The organism is Antiquaquibacter soli (assembly GCF_030580675.1).
Taxonomy (GTDB): Bacteria; Actinomycetota; Actinomycetes; order Actinomycetales; family Microbacteriaceae; genus Rhodoglobus; species Rhodoglobus soli.
In genome coordinates this window covers 473147-489868 of sequence record NZ_JAUQUB010000001.1, presented here as the reverse complement: position 1 = coordinate 489868, position 16722 = coordinate 473147, and the positions used below count along the sequence as shown (strand labels likewise).

Annotated in this window: 17 protein-coding genes, 1 tRNA gene and 1 riboswitch; of the genes, 9 read left to right on the top strand and 9 right to left on the bottom strand. The window is 70.3% G+C overall.

Going from position 1 to position 16722, the window contains the following annotated elements:
• Positions 1-25 precede the first annotated feature (25 nt).
• From Q5716_RS02370 to Q5716_RS02340, 7 genes are all read left to right on the top strand, one after another.
• Positions 26-535, top strand: a complete 510-nt coding sequence (locus tag Q5716_RS02370) for a GNAT family N-acetyltransferase (RefSeq protein ID WP_305001482.1) — start codon at positions 26-28, stop codon at positions 533-535.
• The gene (locus Q5716_RS02365) at positions 532-1233 is read left to right on the top strand and encodes an HAD family hydrolase (protein WP_305001481.1); all 702 of its coding nucleotides are present in this window, start codon (positions 532-534) and stop codon (positions 1231-1233) included. The genes Q5716_RS02370 and Q5716_RS02365 overlap by 4 nt, the downstream gene beginning before the upstream one ends.
• A gap of 50 nt (positions 1234-1283) precedes the next feature.
• Positions 1284-1419, top strand: a riboswitch (FMN riboswitch).
• A 78-nt stretch (positions 1420-1497) separates the two neighbouring features.
• On the top strand, positions 1498-2505 hold the full coding sequence (gene ribD / locus Q5716_RS02360; protein ID WP_305001480.1) for a bifunctional diaminohydroxyphosphoribosylaminopyrimidine deaminase/5-amino-6-(5-phosphoribosylamino)uracil reductase RibD: 1008 nt from the start codon (positions 1498-1500) through the stop codon (positions 2503-2505).
• 2 nt (positions 2506-2507) lie between these two features.
• Complete coding sequence (locus Q5716_RS02355; RefSeq protein WP_305001479.1) at positions 2508-3134, top strand: riboflavin synthase; 627 nt, start codon at positions 2508-2510, stop codon at positions 3132-3134.
• Positions 3131-4414, top strand: a complete 1284-nt coding sequence (gene ribA / locus Q5716_RS02350) for a GTP cyclohydrolase II (RefSeq protein WP_305001478.1) — start codon at positions 3131-3133, stop codon at positions 4412-4414. The genes Q5716_RS02355 and ribA overlap by 4 nt, the downstream gene beginning before the upstream one ends.
• Positions 4411-4881 carry a 6,7-dimethyl-8-ribityllumazine synthase gene (gene ribH, locus Q5716_RS02345; RefSeq protein WP_305001477.1) on the top strand — a complete coding sequence of 157 codons (471 nt, stop codon included), beginning with the start codon at positions 4411-4413 and terminating at the stop codon, positions 4879-4881. The genes ribA and ribH overlap by 4 nt, the downstream gene beginning before the upstream one ends.
• 27 nt (positions 4882-4908) lie before the next feature.
• On the top strand, positions 4909-6189 hold the full coding sequence (locus Q5716_RS02340; protein ID WP_305001476.1) for an MFS transporter: 1281 nt from the start codon (positions 4909-4911) through the stop codon (positions 6187-6189).
• A gap of 29 nt (positions 6190-6218) precedes the next feature.
• Here Q5716_RS02340 and Q5716_RS02335 read toward each other — a convergent pair whose 3' ends face one another.
• The 3 genes from Q5716_RS02335 to Q5716_RS02325 are packed head-to-tail and all read right to left on the bottom strand — an operon-like array spanning position 6219 to position 8754.
• Positions 6219-7034, bottom strand: coding sequence for an ABC transporter permease (locus tag Q5716_RS02335; RefSeq protein WP_305001475.1), 816 nt, complete (start codon positions 7032-7034; stop codon positions 6219-6221).
• Positions 7031-7831, bottom strand: coding sequence for an ABC transporter permease (locus Q5716_RS02330; RefSeq protein ID WP_305001474.1), 801 nt, complete (start codon positions 7829-7831; stop codon positions 7031-7033). The genes Q5716_RS02335 and Q5716_RS02330 overlap by 4 nt, the downstream gene beginning before the upstream one ends.
• Complete coding sequence (locus tag Q5716_RS02325) at positions 7828-8754, bottom strand: ABC transporter ATP-binding protein (protein WP_305001473.1); 927 nt, start codon at positions 8752-8754, stop codon at positions 7828-7830. The genes Q5716_RS02330 and Q5716_RS02325 overlap by 4 nt, the downstream gene beginning before the upstream one ends.
• A gap of 90 nt (positions 8755-8844) precedes the next feature.
• Here Q5716_RS02325 and Q5716_RS02320 point away from each other — a divergent pair, with 90 nt between their 5' ends.
• Together Q5716_RS02320 and Q5716_RS02315 are read left to right on the top strand one after the other, a co-directional pair.
• A complete protein-coding gene (locus tag Q5716_RS02320; RefSeq protein WP_305001472.1) occupies positions 8845-9060 on the top strand; it encodes a hypothetical protein in 216 nt (71 codons plus the stop codon).
• A gap of 55 nt (positions 9061-9115) precedes the next feature.
• On the top strand, positions 9116-10939 hold the full coding sequence (locus Q5716_RS02315; protein WP_305001471.1) for an ABC transporter ATP-binding protein: 1824 nt from the start codon (positions 9116-9118) through the stop codon (positions 10937-10939).
• An 88-nt stretch (positions 10940-11027) separates the two neighbouring features.
• Here the strand turns inward: Q5716_RS02315 and Q5716_RS02310 are convergent, their stop codons facing one another.
• The 6 genes from Q5716_RS02310 to Q5716_RS02285 form a co-directional block, all read right to left on the bottom strand.
• Positions 11028-11822, bottom strand: coding sequence for a TrmH family RNA methyltransferase (locus Q5716_RS02310; RefSeq protein WP_305001470.1), 795 nt, complete (start codon positions 11820-11822; stop codon positions 11028-11030).
• Positions 11823-11840: 18 nt separating this feature from the next.
• Positions 11841-13304: an NAD-dependent succinate-semialdehyde dehydrogenase gene (locus tag Q5716_RS02305; protein ID WP_434056602.1), complete on the bottom strand. Its 1464-nt coding sequence runs from the start codon at positions 13302-13304 to the stop codon at positions 11841-11843.
• Complete coding sequence (locus tag Q5716_RS02300) at positions 13304-13921, bottom strand: isochorismatase family protein (protein ID WP_305001468.1); 618 nt, start codon at positions 13919-13921, stop codon at positions 13304-13306. Before Q5716_RS02300 ends, Q5716_RS02305 begins: the two co-directional genes overlap by 1 nt.
• Before the next feature lie 13 nt (positions 13922-13934).
• A complete protein-coding gene (gene dacB / locus Q5716_RS02295; protein ID WP_305001467.1) occupies positions 13935-15419 on the bottom strand; it encodes a D-alanyl-D-alanine carboxypeptidase/D-alanyl-D-alanine endopeptidase in 1485 nt (494 codons plus the stop codon).
• A 37-nt stretch (positions 15420-15456) separates the two neighbouring features.
• Positions 15457-16284, bottom strand: coding sequence for a hypothetical protein (locus Q5716_RS02290; protein WP_305001466.1), 828 nt, complete (start codon positions 16282-16284; stop codon positions 15457-15459).
• Between the two features lie 353 nt (positions 16285-16637).
• Positions 16638-16713 (bottom strand) — tRNA-Thr (locus Q5716_RS02285).
• Positions 16714-16722 lie beyond the last annotated feature (9 nt).

Sequence of the window (16722 nt, the reverse complement as noted above, 5' to 3'; positions counted from 1 at the left end):
CGTTCGGCTAGCAACCGATCGACTGGTGCTCGACCAGCCGGTCGCCGACGACATCGACCTCGTCACCGAGTACTGCCAGGACCCGGTCTTCGAACGGTTCATGACCCTGCCCTGGCCGTACCGCCGCGGCGACGCCGAGTTCTTCGTGACCGAGTTCGTGCCGCACGGCTGGCGCTCCGACCTCGAGTACACGTGGGCGGTGCGAATCGACGGGGGCTTTGCCGGGGTGATCGGCTACCGTGTGCCGACAAGGAGCGTCGGTTTCTGGCTCGGCGCCCCGCACCGAGGCCGCGGCACCATGCCCGAAGCCCTGACGGCGGTCGCCGATTGGGCGTTCCAACGGGGCGAGCGGGAGCTGCGCTGGGAGTGCGTGCTCGGCAACCGCGCCTCCCTCGCGGCCGCCCGCAAAGCGGGCTTCCGCTACACCGGCCAGCGGCCCGCGGAGATCCCGATGCGCGACGGCTCGCGACCGGAAGCGTGGCACGGAGTGCTCCTGCGCGACGACGACCGCACCGAGAAGGACGGCTGGCCGTGATCGAGCTCGTGCTGTTCGACCTCGATGACACGCTCTTCGCGCATCGCGGTGCGGTGGAGGCGGGCATCCTTGCGCACCGCACCGCGCACGGACTACTCGGCGACGACCTCGCGGAGCTCGCGCGATGGAACGAGCTCGAGGAGGTGCACTACCACCGCTACCTCACCGGCGAGCTCGACTTCCTCGAGCAGCGTCGCGAGCGGGTGCGCGGCTTCGTCGAGCCGCACGGACTCACGATCGCCGACGCCGACGCGGATGCCTGGTTCGAGCGGTACCTCGCCGAGTACCGGCTTGCCTGGCGGCTCCACGAGGACGCGCTACCCGTGCTCGACGAACTCGAGGCGCGGGGCATCCGCACCGGAATCATCACGAACGGCGACATCGTCTTCCAGTCGTCGAAGATCGACGGGCTCGGCCTCACCGGGCGCTTCGAGCACGTCGTCGCGTCGGGCTCGGTCGGCGTCGCGAAGCCGGATGCCCGCATCTTCCACCTCGCCTGCGAGCTGTTCGGGGTGCCGCCCCAGGACGCCGCCTACGTCGGCGACCGGCTCGAGACCGATGCCGTGGGCGCCGCATCCGCGGGGCTCACGGGCGTGTGGCTTGCGCGGGGCGAGCCGACGGAGGAGCAGCTGCGCCGGGCGACGCAGGCCGGGGCCCGCGTCATCCGGTCGCTCACGGAGCTCCGCGACCTGGTCTGAGCATCCCGGGAATAGATCCAGCACGCCCGCGTTACACTCGACAGCAGTACTACGTGCTCCGGGGTCGGTGAAAGTCCGAACCGGCGGTGACAGTCCGCGAGCCCGCAAGGGTTGAGCCGGTGGAATTCCGGCACCGACGGTAATGAGGTCGAGAGGCCTCTCAGTCCGGATGGGAGGATGCACGGGCTCGCTGGTGTTGCCAGCGAGCAGGTCAGTCGACCATTGATGCCCCGGAGTCCGTCTCGACGACGACAGGAATCCGGGATGACCGAGCAGCAGCACTTCGAGCGGGCCATGCGCCACGGCCTCGAGCTCGCCGCGAACGGCCCCGTCACGGGCGGCAACCCCCAAGTGGGCTGCGTCCTCCTGGCCCCGGACGGCTCGATCGTCGCCGAGGGCTGGCACCGCGGCGCCGGGACCCCGCACGCCGAGGTCGATGCGCTCAGCAAGGTCGCCGACGCCCGGGGTCTCACCGCGGTCGTGACCCTCGAGCCCTGCAACCACACCGGGCGCACGGGGCCGTGCAGCGAAGCTCTCATCGCAGCCGGCGTCTCGCGCGTCGTGTTCGCGGTCTCCGACCCCGGTCGCGCGTCCGGCGGCGGAGCCGAGCGACTCCGCCAGGCCGGCGTCGAGGTGATCGCGGGCGTTCTCGCCGACGAGGCGGAGGCATTCCTCGAGAAGTGGCTCACGGCGACCCGTCGCGGCACCCCGTGGGTGACCGTGAAGTGGGCCTCGACACTCGACGGCCGCGCCGCCGCGGCCGACGGCTCGAGCCAGTGGATCACCGGCACGGCGTCCCGCCAGCGCGTCCACGAGCAGCGCGCCGAGTCCGACGCCATCGTCGTCGGCACCGGGACGGTGCTCGCGGATGACCCGACACTCACCGCCCGCGGCGACGCGGGCGAGCTGCTCGCGCACCAGCCCCTGCCGGTCGTGATCGGGGAGCGGGGCATCCCGGCGACCGCGAAGCTGCGAGACCGTCCGTTCGTGGAGGCCGCCACCCGGGACCTCGGTGCCGTGCTGCGCGACCTCTACTCCCGCGACGTGCGCCGCGTCTACGTCGAGGGCGGCCCGACTCTTGCGAGTGCGTTCATCGCCGCCGACCTCGTCGACGAGTACGCCGTCTACCTCGCCCCGAAGCTGCTCGGTGGCCCTCGACTGGCGATCACCGACCTCGGGGTCGCGTCCATCGACGACGCGCGCGAGCTCGTCCTCGTCTCCGTCGAAAGCCTCGGCGACGACATCCTCATCACGGCTCGGCCGAAGGAGTAACCATGTTCACCGGAATCATCGAAGAGGTCGGCGAGGTCATCGCCTGGGACCAGAGCGGGGATGCCGCGCGCCTCACCGTTCGGGCCCCCCTCGCGGTCTCCGACGCCGCCCACGGCGACTCGATCTCCGTCTCCGGCGTCTGCCTCACCGTCGTCGACCAGGGGCCGGACTGGTTCACCGCCGACGTCATGGCGATGACCATCGCCATGAGCACGCTCGGCGGCTCGCAGCCGGGGCGCCGCGTCAACCTGGAGCGCGCCGCACGGGTGGACAGCCGCCTCGGCGGCCACATCGTGCAGGGCCACATCGACGGGACCAGCACCGTGCTCGGCGTGACCCCGGGCAGCGCCTGGCAGGTCGTGCGCTTCAGCCTCGCCGACGAGCTGGCCCCCCTCGTCGCCCGCAAGGGCTCGATCGCCGTCGACGGCGTCTCGCTCACGGTCAGCGGGGTCGGTCGCGACTGGTTCGAGGTGTCCCTCATCCCCGAGACCCTTGCCGCCACCACCCTCGGCAGCCTGCAGCCGGGCGACCGCGTCAACATCGAGACCGACATCCTGGCGCGCCACGTGGCGCGACTGGCCGAGTTCAGCACCACCGAGTTCAGCACCACCGAGAGGAGCGAGTCATGAGCCTCGCCGACATCCCCGCCGCGCTCGACGCCCTGCGCGCCGGCCGGCCCGTCATCGTCGTCGACAATGAGAGCCGCGAGAACGAGGGCGACGTCATCCTCGCCGCCCAGTCGGCCACGCAGGAGTGGATGGCCTGGACCATCCGCCACACGTCGGGGTTCATCTGCGCTCCGATGACGAACGAGATCGCCGACCGGCTCGAGCTGCCGCTCATGGTCGCCGACAACCAGGACCCGCTCGGCACCGCGTACACGGTGTCGGTCGACGCGGCCGACCGATACTCGACGGGCATCAGTGCCGCGGACCGGGCTCACACGTTGCGCGTGCTCGCCGACATGACGTCGACGCCGACGAGCCTGCGCCGACCGGGCCACATCCTCCCGCTCCGCGCAGTCGAGGGCGGTGTCCGCACTCGCGCCGGGCACACCGAGGCGACCGTCGACCTGCTCAAGCTCGCCGGCCTCGTGCCGGTCGGGGCGATCGGCGAGATCGTCGCGGAGGACGGCGAGATGATGCGGTTGCCCGGGCTCATCGCGCTCGGCGAGGAGGCGGGCATCCCCGTCGTCACGATCGAGGCGCTCATCGCGTACCTGCAGGAGTGGCACTGCGACTCCGACGTCCCCGTCGCCGTGGCCATCCCCGAGAGCTCGCGCGTGATCTTCGAGGTCGAGACGACCGTGCCGACCGTGCACGGCGCGTTCCGCTTCCGCGCCTACCGCGACCGGATGACCGGCGCCGACCACCTGGCCATCATCAAGGGCACCCCCGCCAACGGGACTCTGCTGCGGGTGCACTCGGAGTGCCTCACGGGCGAGGTGTTCGGCTCGGAGAAGTGCGAGTGCGGTCCGCAGCTCGACTCGGCGCTCGAGCAGATCGACCGCGAGGGCGGCATCGTGATCTACATGCGCGGCCACGAGGGTCGCGGCATCGGCCTGATCAACAAGCTCAAGGCGTACCGTCTTCAAGAGGACGGCCTCGACACGCTCGACGCCAATCTCGCCCTCGGGTTCCCGGCGGACGGCCGCGATTACGGCGCCGCTGTGGCGATCCTCGAGGACCTCGGCGTGTCCGAGGTTCGCGCGATCACCAACAACCCCGAGAAGCTCCGCCAACTCACCGAGCGCGGCATCACCGTCGTCGAGCAGGTTCCGCTCGTCGTCGGCGTCGGCGAGTTCAACGAGGCCTACCTCGAGACCAAGCGCGACCGCATGGGTCACGTGCTCCCCAGTAACACCGTCCTCGAGGCCCAGGTGGCCTCGAACCAGAAAGGAATCGCATGAGCGGCGCAGGTTCGCCCACCATCACCTCCGACGGCCGCGGCCTGAAGGTCACCATCGTGGCCGGGCAGTGGCATGAGGAGATCACGAACGGCCTCCTCGAGGGTGCCCGTCGCGCGCTCGCCGAGGCGGGGGCCGAGGTCAGCGAGGTCCGCGTGCCCGGGAGCTTCGAGCTTCCCGTCGCGAGCAAGGCGGCGCTGGATGCGGGTGCCGATGCGGTCGTCGCCCTCGGCGTGATCATCCGCGGCGGTACGCCGCACTTCGAGTACGTGGCGGATGCCGCGACGTCGGGCCTCACCCAGGTCTCGATCGCCACCGGCAAGCCCGTCGGCTTCGGTGTCCTCACGCTGGAGGACGAGCAGCAGGGCCTCGACCGCGCCGGGCTTCCCGGCTCGAAGGAGGACAAGGGCGCGGAGGCCGCCGAGGCCGCTGTCGCCACGGCGATCGTGCTGCGCGACATCCGCGCGTAAGCGAGCGCGGGGCAGTAGTCTGGCGCGGTGACTGCTGCCCCTCCGCCGACGGCGCCAAGAGCCTTTACTCCGTTCGCCGAGCCCACTCGCCGCGTTCCCGCGGGCTGGATCGCCCTCTTCGCCACCGCCTGGTTCGGGATCTGGATGGCCCAGCTCACGCCCATCCAGCTGCTGCTGCCGCAGCAGGTCGACTCCGTCCTGAACCCCCTGAACTGGACTGACAGCGTCGTCGCCTTCGGCATCATCTCGGGCATCGCGGGGGCGTGCGCCCTGCTCGCCTACCCGATCACCGGTGCGCTCTCCGACCGCACCACCTCGCGCTTCGGCCGCCGGCGCCCGTGGATCTTCGCGGGAACCCTCGTCTTCGCCATCGCACTTTTCGTGCTCGGCCTGCAGACGACGATCCTCGGCGTCGGCATCTCCTGGGCGGTCGCCATCATCGGGTTCTGCATGCTCACGGCCGCCCTAACGGCGACGATCTCCGATCAGGTACCGGTGAACCAGCGCGGTTTCGTCTCGGGATGGGTCTCCGCACCCCAGGCCCTCGGCACCGTGCTCGGCATCCTGCTCGTCACGACCCTCGCGCTCAGCAACTTCGTCGGCTACGCCCTCATGTCGGTGCTGCTCGTCGTGCTCGTGCTGCCGTTCCTGCTCGCCATCCCCGACGAGGTGCTGCCGAAGGTGCTGCGTCCGCCGTTCACCCTCGGTGCGCTCATCAAGGGCTTCTGGATCAACCCGGTGAAGCACCCGGACTTCGGCTGGACCCTCCTCAGCCGCATCCTCGTCAACATCGGCAACGCGCTCGGGACGACCCTGCTGCTGTACTTCATCATGTTCGGCCTCGGCCGGGAGGCCACCGCCGAGGACGACCTGCTGAGCCTGACGGTCGTCTACCTCGTCTTCTTCATTCTCGCGGCGCTCGGCTTCGGCAAGCTCTCCGACGTCATCGGCAAGCGCAAGCCGTTCGTCTACGTCGCGGCGTATCTCCAGGGTCTCGCTGCTCTGCTCATCGCGTTCATCCCCGACCTCACGATCACGTACCTCGCCGCCGGTCTTCTCGGCCTCGGGTACGGGTGCTTCATGGCGGTGGACCAGGCGCTCGCGACGCAGGTTCTGCCCAACTCCCACACCCGCGGCAAGGACCTCGGCATCATGAACATCGCGACGACGGTGCCGCAAGCGGTCGCCCCGCTCGTCGGCGCGTTCATCGTGGCCTACCTGGGCGGGTTCCTCGGGCTGTTCATCGTCTCGGCGGCGACGGCCGTCGTGGGCGGGCTCGCGATCCTGCCGGTGCGCAGCGTCAAGTAGCGCGGGCGCGGTTCGAGAGCCTCCGGTAATCAGTCGAGGAACAGCGCGCGCAGGCGCCTCGTCGTGAAGATCAGCCCGAGGGCGATCATCACGAGGAAGTAGCCGAGGTGCACGAGCATCGCCCAGGTGAGAGCCCCCGTCGTGAGGCCGCGCACGAGCTCCACGCCGTGCCACAGCGGCAGGGCCTGGACGACCCACTGGATCGGCTCGGGGTACACCGTGATCGGATAGAACGTCGCGGAGAACAGGAACATCGGCAGCATCACGAACTGGATCCAGTCCATCTGCTGGAACGTCTTGAGGTAGCTCGTGATGCCCATTCCGAGCGACGCGAAGCCGAAGGCGATGAGGAGGATCGCCGGCAGCGCGAGCAGCGCCGTCCACGAGAGGTTGAGACCGAGCGCCTGCATCACCAGGAGGAAGGTCGTGCCGTAGGCCGCGCCGCGCAGCAGGGCGAGCGAGATCTCGCCGAGCGCGACATCCAGCGGCCCCAGGCTCGTCGCGAGCATGCCCTGGTAGAGCTTGCCGAAGTGCATCTTGAAGAAGACGTTCCACGTCGAGTCGTACACGGCTCCGTTCATCGCGGACACCGCGAGGAGGGCGGGAGCGATGAACGCCGCGTAGGGGATCTGGTCGCCCCGGGCATCCGTGACCCCGGAGATGTAGGAGCCGAGCCCGATCCCCATCGCGAGCAGGTAGAAGATCGGCTCGAACACGCCGGTGAGCACGATGATCCAGTTGGTGCTGCGGGTCGCGAGCAGCCCGCGCCCCACGACCGCGCGGGCATTGCCGGCGTACAGGGCCTTCACTCCGCCACTGCGCGGTCGGTCGAGGGTCGTCGTCACTTGTTCAGCCTCCTCGCGACGGTGCGGACGCACAGCTGCCAGCCGATGACGCCGAGCGCGAGCAGGTACACGACGTGCGCGACGGTGAGCCAGATCGGCTCGGTGGGTCCGTAGACGAACTGGCGACCGAGTTCGCTGGCGTGCCACAGCGGCGACAGCCAGCCGATCCACTGCAGGAACGCCGGAAGCTGCGTGAGCGGGAAGACGGTGCCGCTGAAGAGCGTGAGCGGCAGGATGACCGTGCGCTGGAGGATCGCGAATTGACCGCGGTCCTCCTGGATGGTGGCGGAGTACGCCGCCACCGGCGCGAAAGCGAAGCCGCCGAGCATCCCGGCGACGATCGTCAGGATGCCCCAGCCCGACGGCACGGCTCCGAACGCGAGCATGACGACGAAGTACACCGTCGTCGTGATGAGCATGCGGATGCCGATGAAGAGCATGAGCCCGTCGACGATCTGGCGGGCCGTGAGCGGCGTCGAGTTCATCCCGACGAAGATCGGGTTCCACTTGAGGCCGAGGAGGATGCCGAACGTGTACTCCTCCATCGCGACGAGCACGGCGGCGGTCGCGAGGAGCGCCGGGGCCACGAACTCCAGGTAGCTGATGCCCGGTACCGGCCCGACGTTCGACGTGATGAGGGTCGCGAGACCCACGCCGAACGCGAAGAGGTACAGCAGCGGGGTGCCGATCGTCGTCGCGATGATCGTGCCCGTGTACCCGCGCATCGCGCGGATCTTGTGCTCGGTGACGAACCAAGCCCTCGCGTGGGAACGCGGTTCGGCGGTGACGGCGCTCATTCGATGAGGCTCCGGCCGGTGAGCTTGAGGAAGACGTCCTCCAGGCTCGAGCGCCGCACGAGGCTCGTGATCGGCTCGAGGCCGCGCCGGGTGACCTCGGCGAGGGCCTCCTCGCCGGAGTGGGCGTAGAGAAGGATGCGGTCGGGCAGCACCTCGAGACGGTCGCCGATGCCGGCCAGATCGGCGGCGGCGGTCGCGTTGCGCTCCGACCCGAATCGCACCTCGAGCACCTCCCGGCTGGAGTGCTCGCGGATGAGCGACGCGGGAGAGCCCTCGGCCATGATGCGGCCCTTGTCGACGACGATGAGGCGGTCGGCGAGCTGCTCCGCCTCGTCCATGTAGTGGGTCGTGAGCACGAGAGTCGTGCCCTGCTCGCGGAGTCGGTACAGGCGGTCCCAGAGGATATGCCGGGCCTGCGGGTCGAGCCCCGTCGTCGGCTCGTCGAGGAGGAGCACGCGGGGCTCGTTGATGAGGGCGCGCGCGATGGTGAGGCGCCGCTTCATCCCGCCGGACAGGTCGTCGACCTTGGCCTTCGCCCGGTCGGAGAGCTGGGCGAACTCGAGAAGCTCGTCGGCTCGCGCGGCGACCTGAGCCCGGGGCAGCCCGAAGTAGCGGCCGTAGACGAGCAGGTTGTCGCGCACGCGCAGCTCGGTGTCGAGGTTGTCCTGCTGGGGCACGACGCCGAGCTGCGAGCGGATCGCCGGCCCGTGCTCGTTGGGGTCGAGGCCGAGGATGCTCAGGCTCCCGCTCGAGCGCGTGGACACCGCCCCGATCATCCGCATCGTCGTGGACTTGCCCGCTCCGTTCGGGCCGAGGAGACCGAAGCTCTCGCCGGGGGCGACCTCGAAGGTGATGCCGTCGACGGCGGCGAAGTCCTTGTACTTCTTGACGAGATCGGTGGCGACGATGACGGGGGCTGGCACGGTACAGGAGCCTAACCCGAGGCACCGACAGCGTCGACATTCGTCAACCTGAGTTGACGGCACCCCGTTCGTCAACTATGGTTGACGGCCATGGACTCCGCAACGATCCACACCCTCGCCGCCGACGCCGGGTCCGAGGACCCCATCGTCGCGCTGCGCGCGGTCGCCGGACTGCGGCGCGAGCTCGACCGGGTCGAGGCCGTCGCCGTGAGGCGCGCGCGCAACAGCAATGCCTCCTGGCAGCTGATCGCGCTCGCCCTCGGAGTCAGCAAGCAAGCCGTCCACAAGAAGTACGGCAGGAGCTAGCGAGTTACGCCGCCGGGAGTAAGCACGCGGCACCTCGCCAGGGAAGACTGGAACCATGAGCACAACCCCCGCCCCCTCGGGCCCCCGATCGCCGTTCGCCCGACCGAAGGACGACGGCCCCCGCGCGAGCCTGCGGCAGCTCCTGCCGTACCTCGGCGAGCACCGCGGCATGATCGCGTGGGCCATCGCGCTGAGCATCCTCGGCGCCGGAGCATCCCTCGCGCAGCCGCTCCTCGTGAGCCAGGTCATCGAGGTCGTCCAGGCCGGCGAGGCGCTCGGGCTCATCGTCTGGGCGCTCGTGGGGCTCGTCGTCGCCTCGGGCGTGCTGTCGGGCATCCAGCACTTCCTGCTGCAGCGCACCGGGACGTCCGTCGTGCTGTCCGCCCGCCGCCAGCTGGTGCGCCGGATGCTGCGGCTCCCGATCAGCGAGTTCGACACCCGCCGCACGGGCGATCTCGTCTCCCGCGTCGGGTCAGACACGACGCTGCTCTACGCCGTCATCACCCAGGGACTCGTCGACGCCGTCGGCGGAGCACTCGTGTTCGTGGGCGCTCTCATCGCCATGCTCCTGCTCGACCCCGTGCTGCTCGGCCTGACGGTGCTCGTGATCGCCGTCGCCGTCGTCACCGTCGTGACGCTGTCGTCGCGCATCCGGGTCGCGAGTCGCAAGCAGCAGGAGAAGGTCGGCGACCTCGCCGCCTCCGTCGAGCGCTCGCTGTCGGCCGTGCGCACCGTGCGCGCGGCCAATGCCACCGATCGCGAGATCGACGCGATCGAGGAGGACGCCCGGGGCGCGTGGCGGGCGGGGCTGCAGGTCGCGAAGATCTCGGCCCTCGTCGTGCCCGTCGCCGGCATCGCCCTGCAGGTGGCGCTCCTCGTCGTGCTCGGCGTGGGCGGCTTCCGCGTCGCGAGCGGCGCGATCACGGTCGCGAACCTCGTCGCGTTCATCCTCTTCCTGTTCATGATGATCATGCCGCTCGGCAGTGCGTTCGGCGCGATCAACTCGGTCAACCAAGCGCTTGGGGCGCTCGGCCGCATCCAGGAGATCGTCGCCCTGCCGTCGGAGACCGACGGGGATGCCGCCATCCGGCCGGTCGCGGCGATCGAGTCCGATGACGCGGTGTCGTTCGAGGACGTCGTGTTCACCTACCCCGAGGGCGCCGCGGGGCACTCCGACCTCGACGACGACGCCCCCGACCGCACCGTCCTGCACGGGGTCACGTTCTCGGCGCCCGCGGGGAAGCGCACGGCCCTCGTCGGCCCGTCAGGGGCGGGCAAGTCCACCATCCTCGCCCTCATCGAGCGCTTCTACGACCCGACCTCGGGAGTGGTCCGCTTCGGGGGCGTCGACATCCGCGGCCTCGATCGCACGGAGCTGCGCAGCCGCATCGGGTACGTGGAGCAGGATGCTCCGGTGCTCGCGGGGAGCATCCGCGACAACCTCCTGCTCGCGACGCCGGATGCCACGGACGAGCAGTGCATCGAGGTGCTGCGCTCGGTCAATCTCTCCGAGGTGCTCGAGCGCAACCCGCTCGGGCTCGACGCGCCCGTCGGCGAGGACGGCATCATGCTCTCCGGCGGGGAGCGGCAGCGGCTCGCGATCGCCCGCGCGCTGCTCGCCGCTCCCCCGATCCTGCTGCTCGACGAGTCGACCTCGTCGCTCGACGGGCTCAACGAGCAGCTCCTGCGCGAGGCGATCGACGCCGTCGCGACGGATCGCACGCTCATCGTGATCGCGCACCGGCTCTCCACGGTCGTCGACTCCGACCAGATCGTCGTGCTCGACCACGGCCGGGTCGTCGGCACGGGAACCCACTCCGAGCTCGTGGAGTCGACGCCCCTGTACCGCGACCTCGCGAAGCACCAGTTGCTCGTGTGAGAGTCGCGGGCCCGCACGGGCTCGTGCGATTCGCAGGGGCGCGTGTACCTTCCCGCGCCACAGCGAATGAGGCGAGCCCTTGTCCCGGCTATTCGGCGAGGGCGTACATCGCCACGGCGGCCGTGGCGGCGACGTTGAGCGAGTCGATGCCGTGGTGCATCGGGATCTGGACGACCGAGTCGGCGGCCGCGATCGCCTCGCGCGTGAGGCCGTATCCCTCCTCGCCGAGCACGAGTGCGACACGGTCCGGTGCGGTCGCAGCGTACTCGCGCAGCGACACCGCGCCCGGCTCGAGCGCGAGGGCGGCAGCGGAGAACCCGTGCTCGTCGAGGGCCGCGCGCGTGTCATCCCAGCCGCCGAGGCGCGTCCACGGCACCTGCAGCACGGTGCCCATCGAGACGCGGATCGCCCGCCGGTAGAACGGGTCGGAGCAGCGCTCCGTCACGAGCACCGCGTCAGCGCCGATCCCCGCAACGGAGCGGAAGATCGCGCCGACGTTGGTGGGGTCGGCGACGTTCTCGAGGATGACGACGCGCCGGGCATCCCGCAGCAGCTCGCCGGGCGAGGGCAGTGCCGGTCGGTGCATCGACGCGATGAGCCCCCGGTGCAGCAGGTACCCGGTGAGCTCCTCGAGCAGCTCCGACGGCCCCGAAAAGACCGGCACGTCATCGCCCACGAGGGCCAGCGCCTGCTCGACGGATGACCCGAGCGCGAGGACCGACCGGGGCCGATGCCCCGCGCGCAGCGCCCGCTCCAGCACGAGCGCCGACTCGGCGATGTAGAGCCCGTGCTCGGTGCCCTGCGCCTTCTTGAGAGCAACGTCGGTGCGATGCGAGAAGTCCGCCAGCCGCGGGTCGTCGAGCGAGTCGATCGGGATGATCATGCCGACCTCCCCGACCGCCTACGCGAACGGGTTCGGCGTCAGCACGTACTTGGTTTCGAGGTACTCGTGGATACCCTCGAAGCCGCCCTCGCGGCCGACACCCGACTGCTTGACGCCGCCGAACGGCGCCGCCGCGTTGGAGACGACACCCACGTTGAGCCCCATCATGCCGGTCTGCAGCGATTCGATGAGGCGCTGGCCGCGAGCGAGATCCTGGGTGAACGCGTACGACACGAGCCCGTACTCGGTGTCGTTGGCCTTCGCGACGGCATCCGCCTCGTCGGTGAACGTGATGATGGAGAGCACCGGCCCGAAGATCTCCTCGCGCAGGATGTCGCTGCCCGCGACGACCCCGGACACCACCGTCGGCGCGTAGAAGCTGCCGTCGCGGTCGAGCACAGTGCCGCCCGTGAGCACGGTCGCGCCGCGGGACACCGCGTCCTGGACGAGCTCGTCGGCCTTGGAGACCGCGGCGTCGTTGATGAGGGGGCCGATGGTGACGCCGTCGTCGGTCCCGCGACCGACGCGCATGCCCTTCACGCGCTCGGTGACCCGGCGGGCGAACTCCTCCGCGACCGACTCGTGGACGATGAAGCGATTGGCAGCGGTGCACGCCTGGCCGATGTTGCGGAACTTCGCGAGCATCGCGCCCTCGACGGCCTTGTCGAGGTCGGCGTCCTCGAAGACGAGGAACGGGGCGTTGCCGCCGAGCTCCATCGACGTGCGCAGGACGTTCTCCGACGCCTGCTTCATGAGCTGCTGGCCGACGCCCGTCGACCCGGTGAAGCTCAGCTTGCGCAGTCGCGGGTCGGCGATGATCGGGCCGGACACGTCACGGGAGGTCGAGGTCGTGATGACGTTGACGACGCCCTTCGGGAGCCCGGCGTCCCCGAGCAGCTTCACGAAGTAGAGGGTCGTGAGCGGGGTGAGCTCCGCGGGCTTGATGACGGAGGTGCACCCGGCGGCGATCGCCGGGGCGATCTTGCGGGTGGCCATCGCGAGCGGGAAGTTCCACGGCGTGATGAGGAACGAGGGGCCGACCGGCAGGTGAGTGACGATCATGCGCCCCGTGCCCTCGGGGTTCGAGCCGTAGCGCCCGGTGATGCGCACCGCCTCCTCGCCGAACCAGCGCAAGAACTCGCCACCGTAGGCGACCTCGCCGCGGGCCTCCGCGAGCGGCTTGCCCATCTCGAGGGTCATGAGCAGCGCGAACTCGTCTGCCCGCTCCTGCAGGAGGTCGAAGGCGCGGCGGAGGATCTCGCCGCGCACCCGGGGCGGGGTGGCGGCCCAGTAATCCTGGGCGGCGACGGCGGCGTCGAGGGCCCGCGTGCCGTCCTCGACCGACGCGTCGGCGATGGTCTTGATGACCGCGCCGGTCGCCGGATCCTGCACGTGGATGGATCGGCCGGAGGTCGACTCGACCCACTCGCCGCCGATGTAGAGGCCGGCCGGCACCTTCGCCAGCAGCTCGGATTCGGTGATCACTTCTCTCCCTTGGTGGTGGGCTGGGTGGTGGGGTTCGTGGTGGGCTGGGCGGTCACGAGCTCGACGCCCGCGGCCTCCAGCCGGGCGAGCGCCGCGGCGCTCGAGTCGTCGGCGACACCGGCGACGAGATCGGTCAGCACGCGCACGCGACGTCCCGCTGCGACGGCGTCGAGCGCGGACGCGAGCACGCAGTAGTCGGTTGCGATCCCGGCGACATCGATGTCGGTGACGCCGAGCCGGTCGAGCGCCTCGGGCACGGTCTCGCCGTCATCCGTGATGCCCTCGAAGATCGAGTAGGCGGGTTTGCCCTGGCCCTTGCGCACGTGCACGTCGATGAGCCCGTCGTCGAGAGCGGGGTGGTACTCGGCGCCCTCCGTGCCCGCGACGCAGTGCTCGGGCCAGGTGTCGACGAAATCCGGCTCCGGGTGGAAGTGCCCTCCGTTGTCGTTGTGGCCGTCATGCCAGTCGCGGGATGCCACGATCACGTCGTACGGATGCCCGTCGGCGAGGTACTCCGTGACTCCCGCGGCCACCGCCGCGCCCCCGTCGACGCCGAGCGCGCCGCCCTCGGTGAAATCGTTCTGCACGTCGATGATGAACAGCGCTGAAGTCACGTCCGCCCGCCGATTAGTTGTTGGAGAGGTTGTTGCCGCACGTGAAGAGCGCGGTCGCGAGGGTGTCCTGCGCCTCCTTGGCGTCGGAGCTGATGCCGTCGCGGATCGAGGTGAACATGAACGCGAGGGGCGTGCCATCCGCCGCGTTGACGATTCCCGCCAGCGTGTACGCGGTGTCGATCCAGCCGGTCTTGGCGATGACCTGACCGGCCGCGATCGCGTTCGCGCCCGTGAAGCGCCCCGCGAGCGTGCCGCTCACGCCGGCGACGGGGAGCGCGTTGTACATCACCCCGAGGTTCGCCTCCCCGGTGCGCGCCTTCTGCATGAGGGAGGTCACGAACGCCGGCGAGACCGCGTTGAGCGCGCTCAGCCCCGAGCCGTCGCGCACTCCCACACCGGCCGTGTCGAGACCGAGGGGGACGAGCGCTCCCGGGATGGCCTGCGCAAGCGATGCGGATGAGCCGTCGAAGCCCATCGCCTTGGCGGTGACGCGGGCGAGGTTCTCGGCGAGGACGTTGTCGCTCCACGACATCATCTGCGCGACGAGCACGCTCACCGGCTGCGATTGCACCTCCGCGAGCACCGTGGAGCTGACCGCGGAGCCCGTCGAGAAGGTGACGCCGTAGAGGCCCGCCGCTGACGCGAACGCGCGCCCGGCATCCCCGATCGGGTCGCCCGTGCGCGTGCTGACCGTGGAGGACGGGTCGGCGCGACCCCCGTCGACCATGAGCGCGGTCACCTCGGCCTGGTAGCCGTCGGCCTGCTCCTTGCGGTCCCAGGAGTCATCCCACCGGTCCGACGGGTTCCACATCGTCGAGTCGAGCACGATCTCGGTGATCGGGATGCCCGGGTGCAGCTGCTCGTAGCGCTGCATCGCCGCAGCCGCGAGGTCGGAGATCTGGGCGGCACCGCTGTAGACCGTGCCCGTGGTGGTCGCGAGGGTCGGGTCGCCGCCACCCTTGAGGACGATCACGCCGGGGGATGCACCGTCGAGGACCTGCGTCGTGAGTCGCCCGTCCGGGCCGAGGATCTGCAGCGCGGCCGATGCGGTGAGCGTCTTCATGACCGAGCCGGTGCGCTCCGGCACGAGGCCATTGCGGTCGAGCAGCACTTCGCCGGTGTTCGCGTTGACGACGTAGGCGGAGAGGTTCGCCAACCGCGGGTCGGCCATGACGGGAGCGACGGAGCACGTGCGAACGGGGCTTGCGCCGGGAGTAGTCGAGGGCTGCGGACGGGGCGGGATCGTGGCATCCGCGATCGGGGCGGAGACGGGCGCGCGCGAACCCGAGGCGATCCCCGCGAACACGGCGCCGGTGCCGAGGAGCAGGAACACCACGCCCAGCGCCCCCGCGAGCCAGGCGGTGGGGTGCTTGCGGATCAGCGCCGCGAGACCCGTGGGCGCTGCAGCCTCGGCGGGCGCCTCGGCATCGGCGGCCCCCGCTGGAGCATCCTGACGGCTGAGCGCCTGGGTCGGCTGCGAGTCCTGCGAATCCGTCACCCGTCAATGATACGGGGGCCGGATGCGGCCACCCGGGTCAGCAGCTGACCCAGCGGGCCGCCGCGCGCGTGAACGAGTAGGGCTCGTCGATGCCGCCGTGCGTCATCGCGAGGGCGATGCAGACGCCCGCCGTCGACGTGCCCGGGCGGTACAGCGATGCCCGGTGCGACAGCGATTCCCACCACTTCGTCGCGACCGTGGTTCCCGTGTTGTTGCTGCCGCCGGCGAGGTTGCCGTCGCAGCCGACACTCGGCACCCCGTCGATGCGCACGGAGCCGATGTGACCCCACGCGTCGAGCGGGTCGGGGCTCGGCGACTCCGCCATCCAGAAGAGGCGCTGCTCCATGCAGGAGTCGTAGATGAACCGTGACACCGGCGGCAGGCAGTTCTGGTAGCGCAGCAGGTTGTACTGCGTCGCAAAGGCGACGAGGTCGGCGCTCGTCGTCCCCGGCACGCCCTGGGCCGAGCGCGCACTCGGAGCGCCCGAGGTCGTGAAGGTGCCGAGCCCGGGGCACTCGAGGCCGCGCGACGCGAGGTCCTTGACCCGGGCGATCGTGTCCGGGTCGGTGCTCAGGTACGGCCCGCCGATGATGTTGGGGGCCGCCTCCTTGTCCGCGCCCACCCAGGGCGGGGCGTCCGAGCCGACGGCGGACTCGACACCGAGGTAGTCCAGCGGAGCGGCGACGTCGTCCGCGGGCGTCGCAGCGCCCGCCGTGTCGGTCCCATCCGTGGCGCCCGTCCCGGGCGACTCGACGACCGCGGGAACTCGCGTTGCGGTCGCCTCGATGACGGGGATGCTCGAGCTCGCGACCCCGACGGACCGCTCTGCGGTCGACGGGGCGGCGGGACCCGAACCCGCCGCCACCGGGGAGGAAGCCCCGATTCCGCCGCCGCTGACGAGAGGGATGGCCAGTGCCAACGCTGCTGCGAAGACCCCCGCACCAATGCCGAATCGCCCCATGTCGTGTACCCCCATACACTCAGGACACCAACCCCGAATGCGGTGTCCTGTGCAACACGGTAGAACCGCATTCACCACGCGGCAAGGGACTTAGGGCCCGACGGGAGGGTTTACCCGCGTATTGGGGGTACAAAATCGGCGGCGTGTCCGCACTTTGGAGGACAAATCGGGGTACATAATCGCGGAGCCGAGCTCGACGCCCGCACCACGTTAGCCCCCGGCCGCAGCGCTGCAGCGGCGACACGCAGACGACCGGATGGAGCCGCCCAAGGGAATCGAACCCTTGACCTTCTCATTACGAGTGAGATGCTCTGCCGACTGAGCTAGGGCGGCATACCGTCG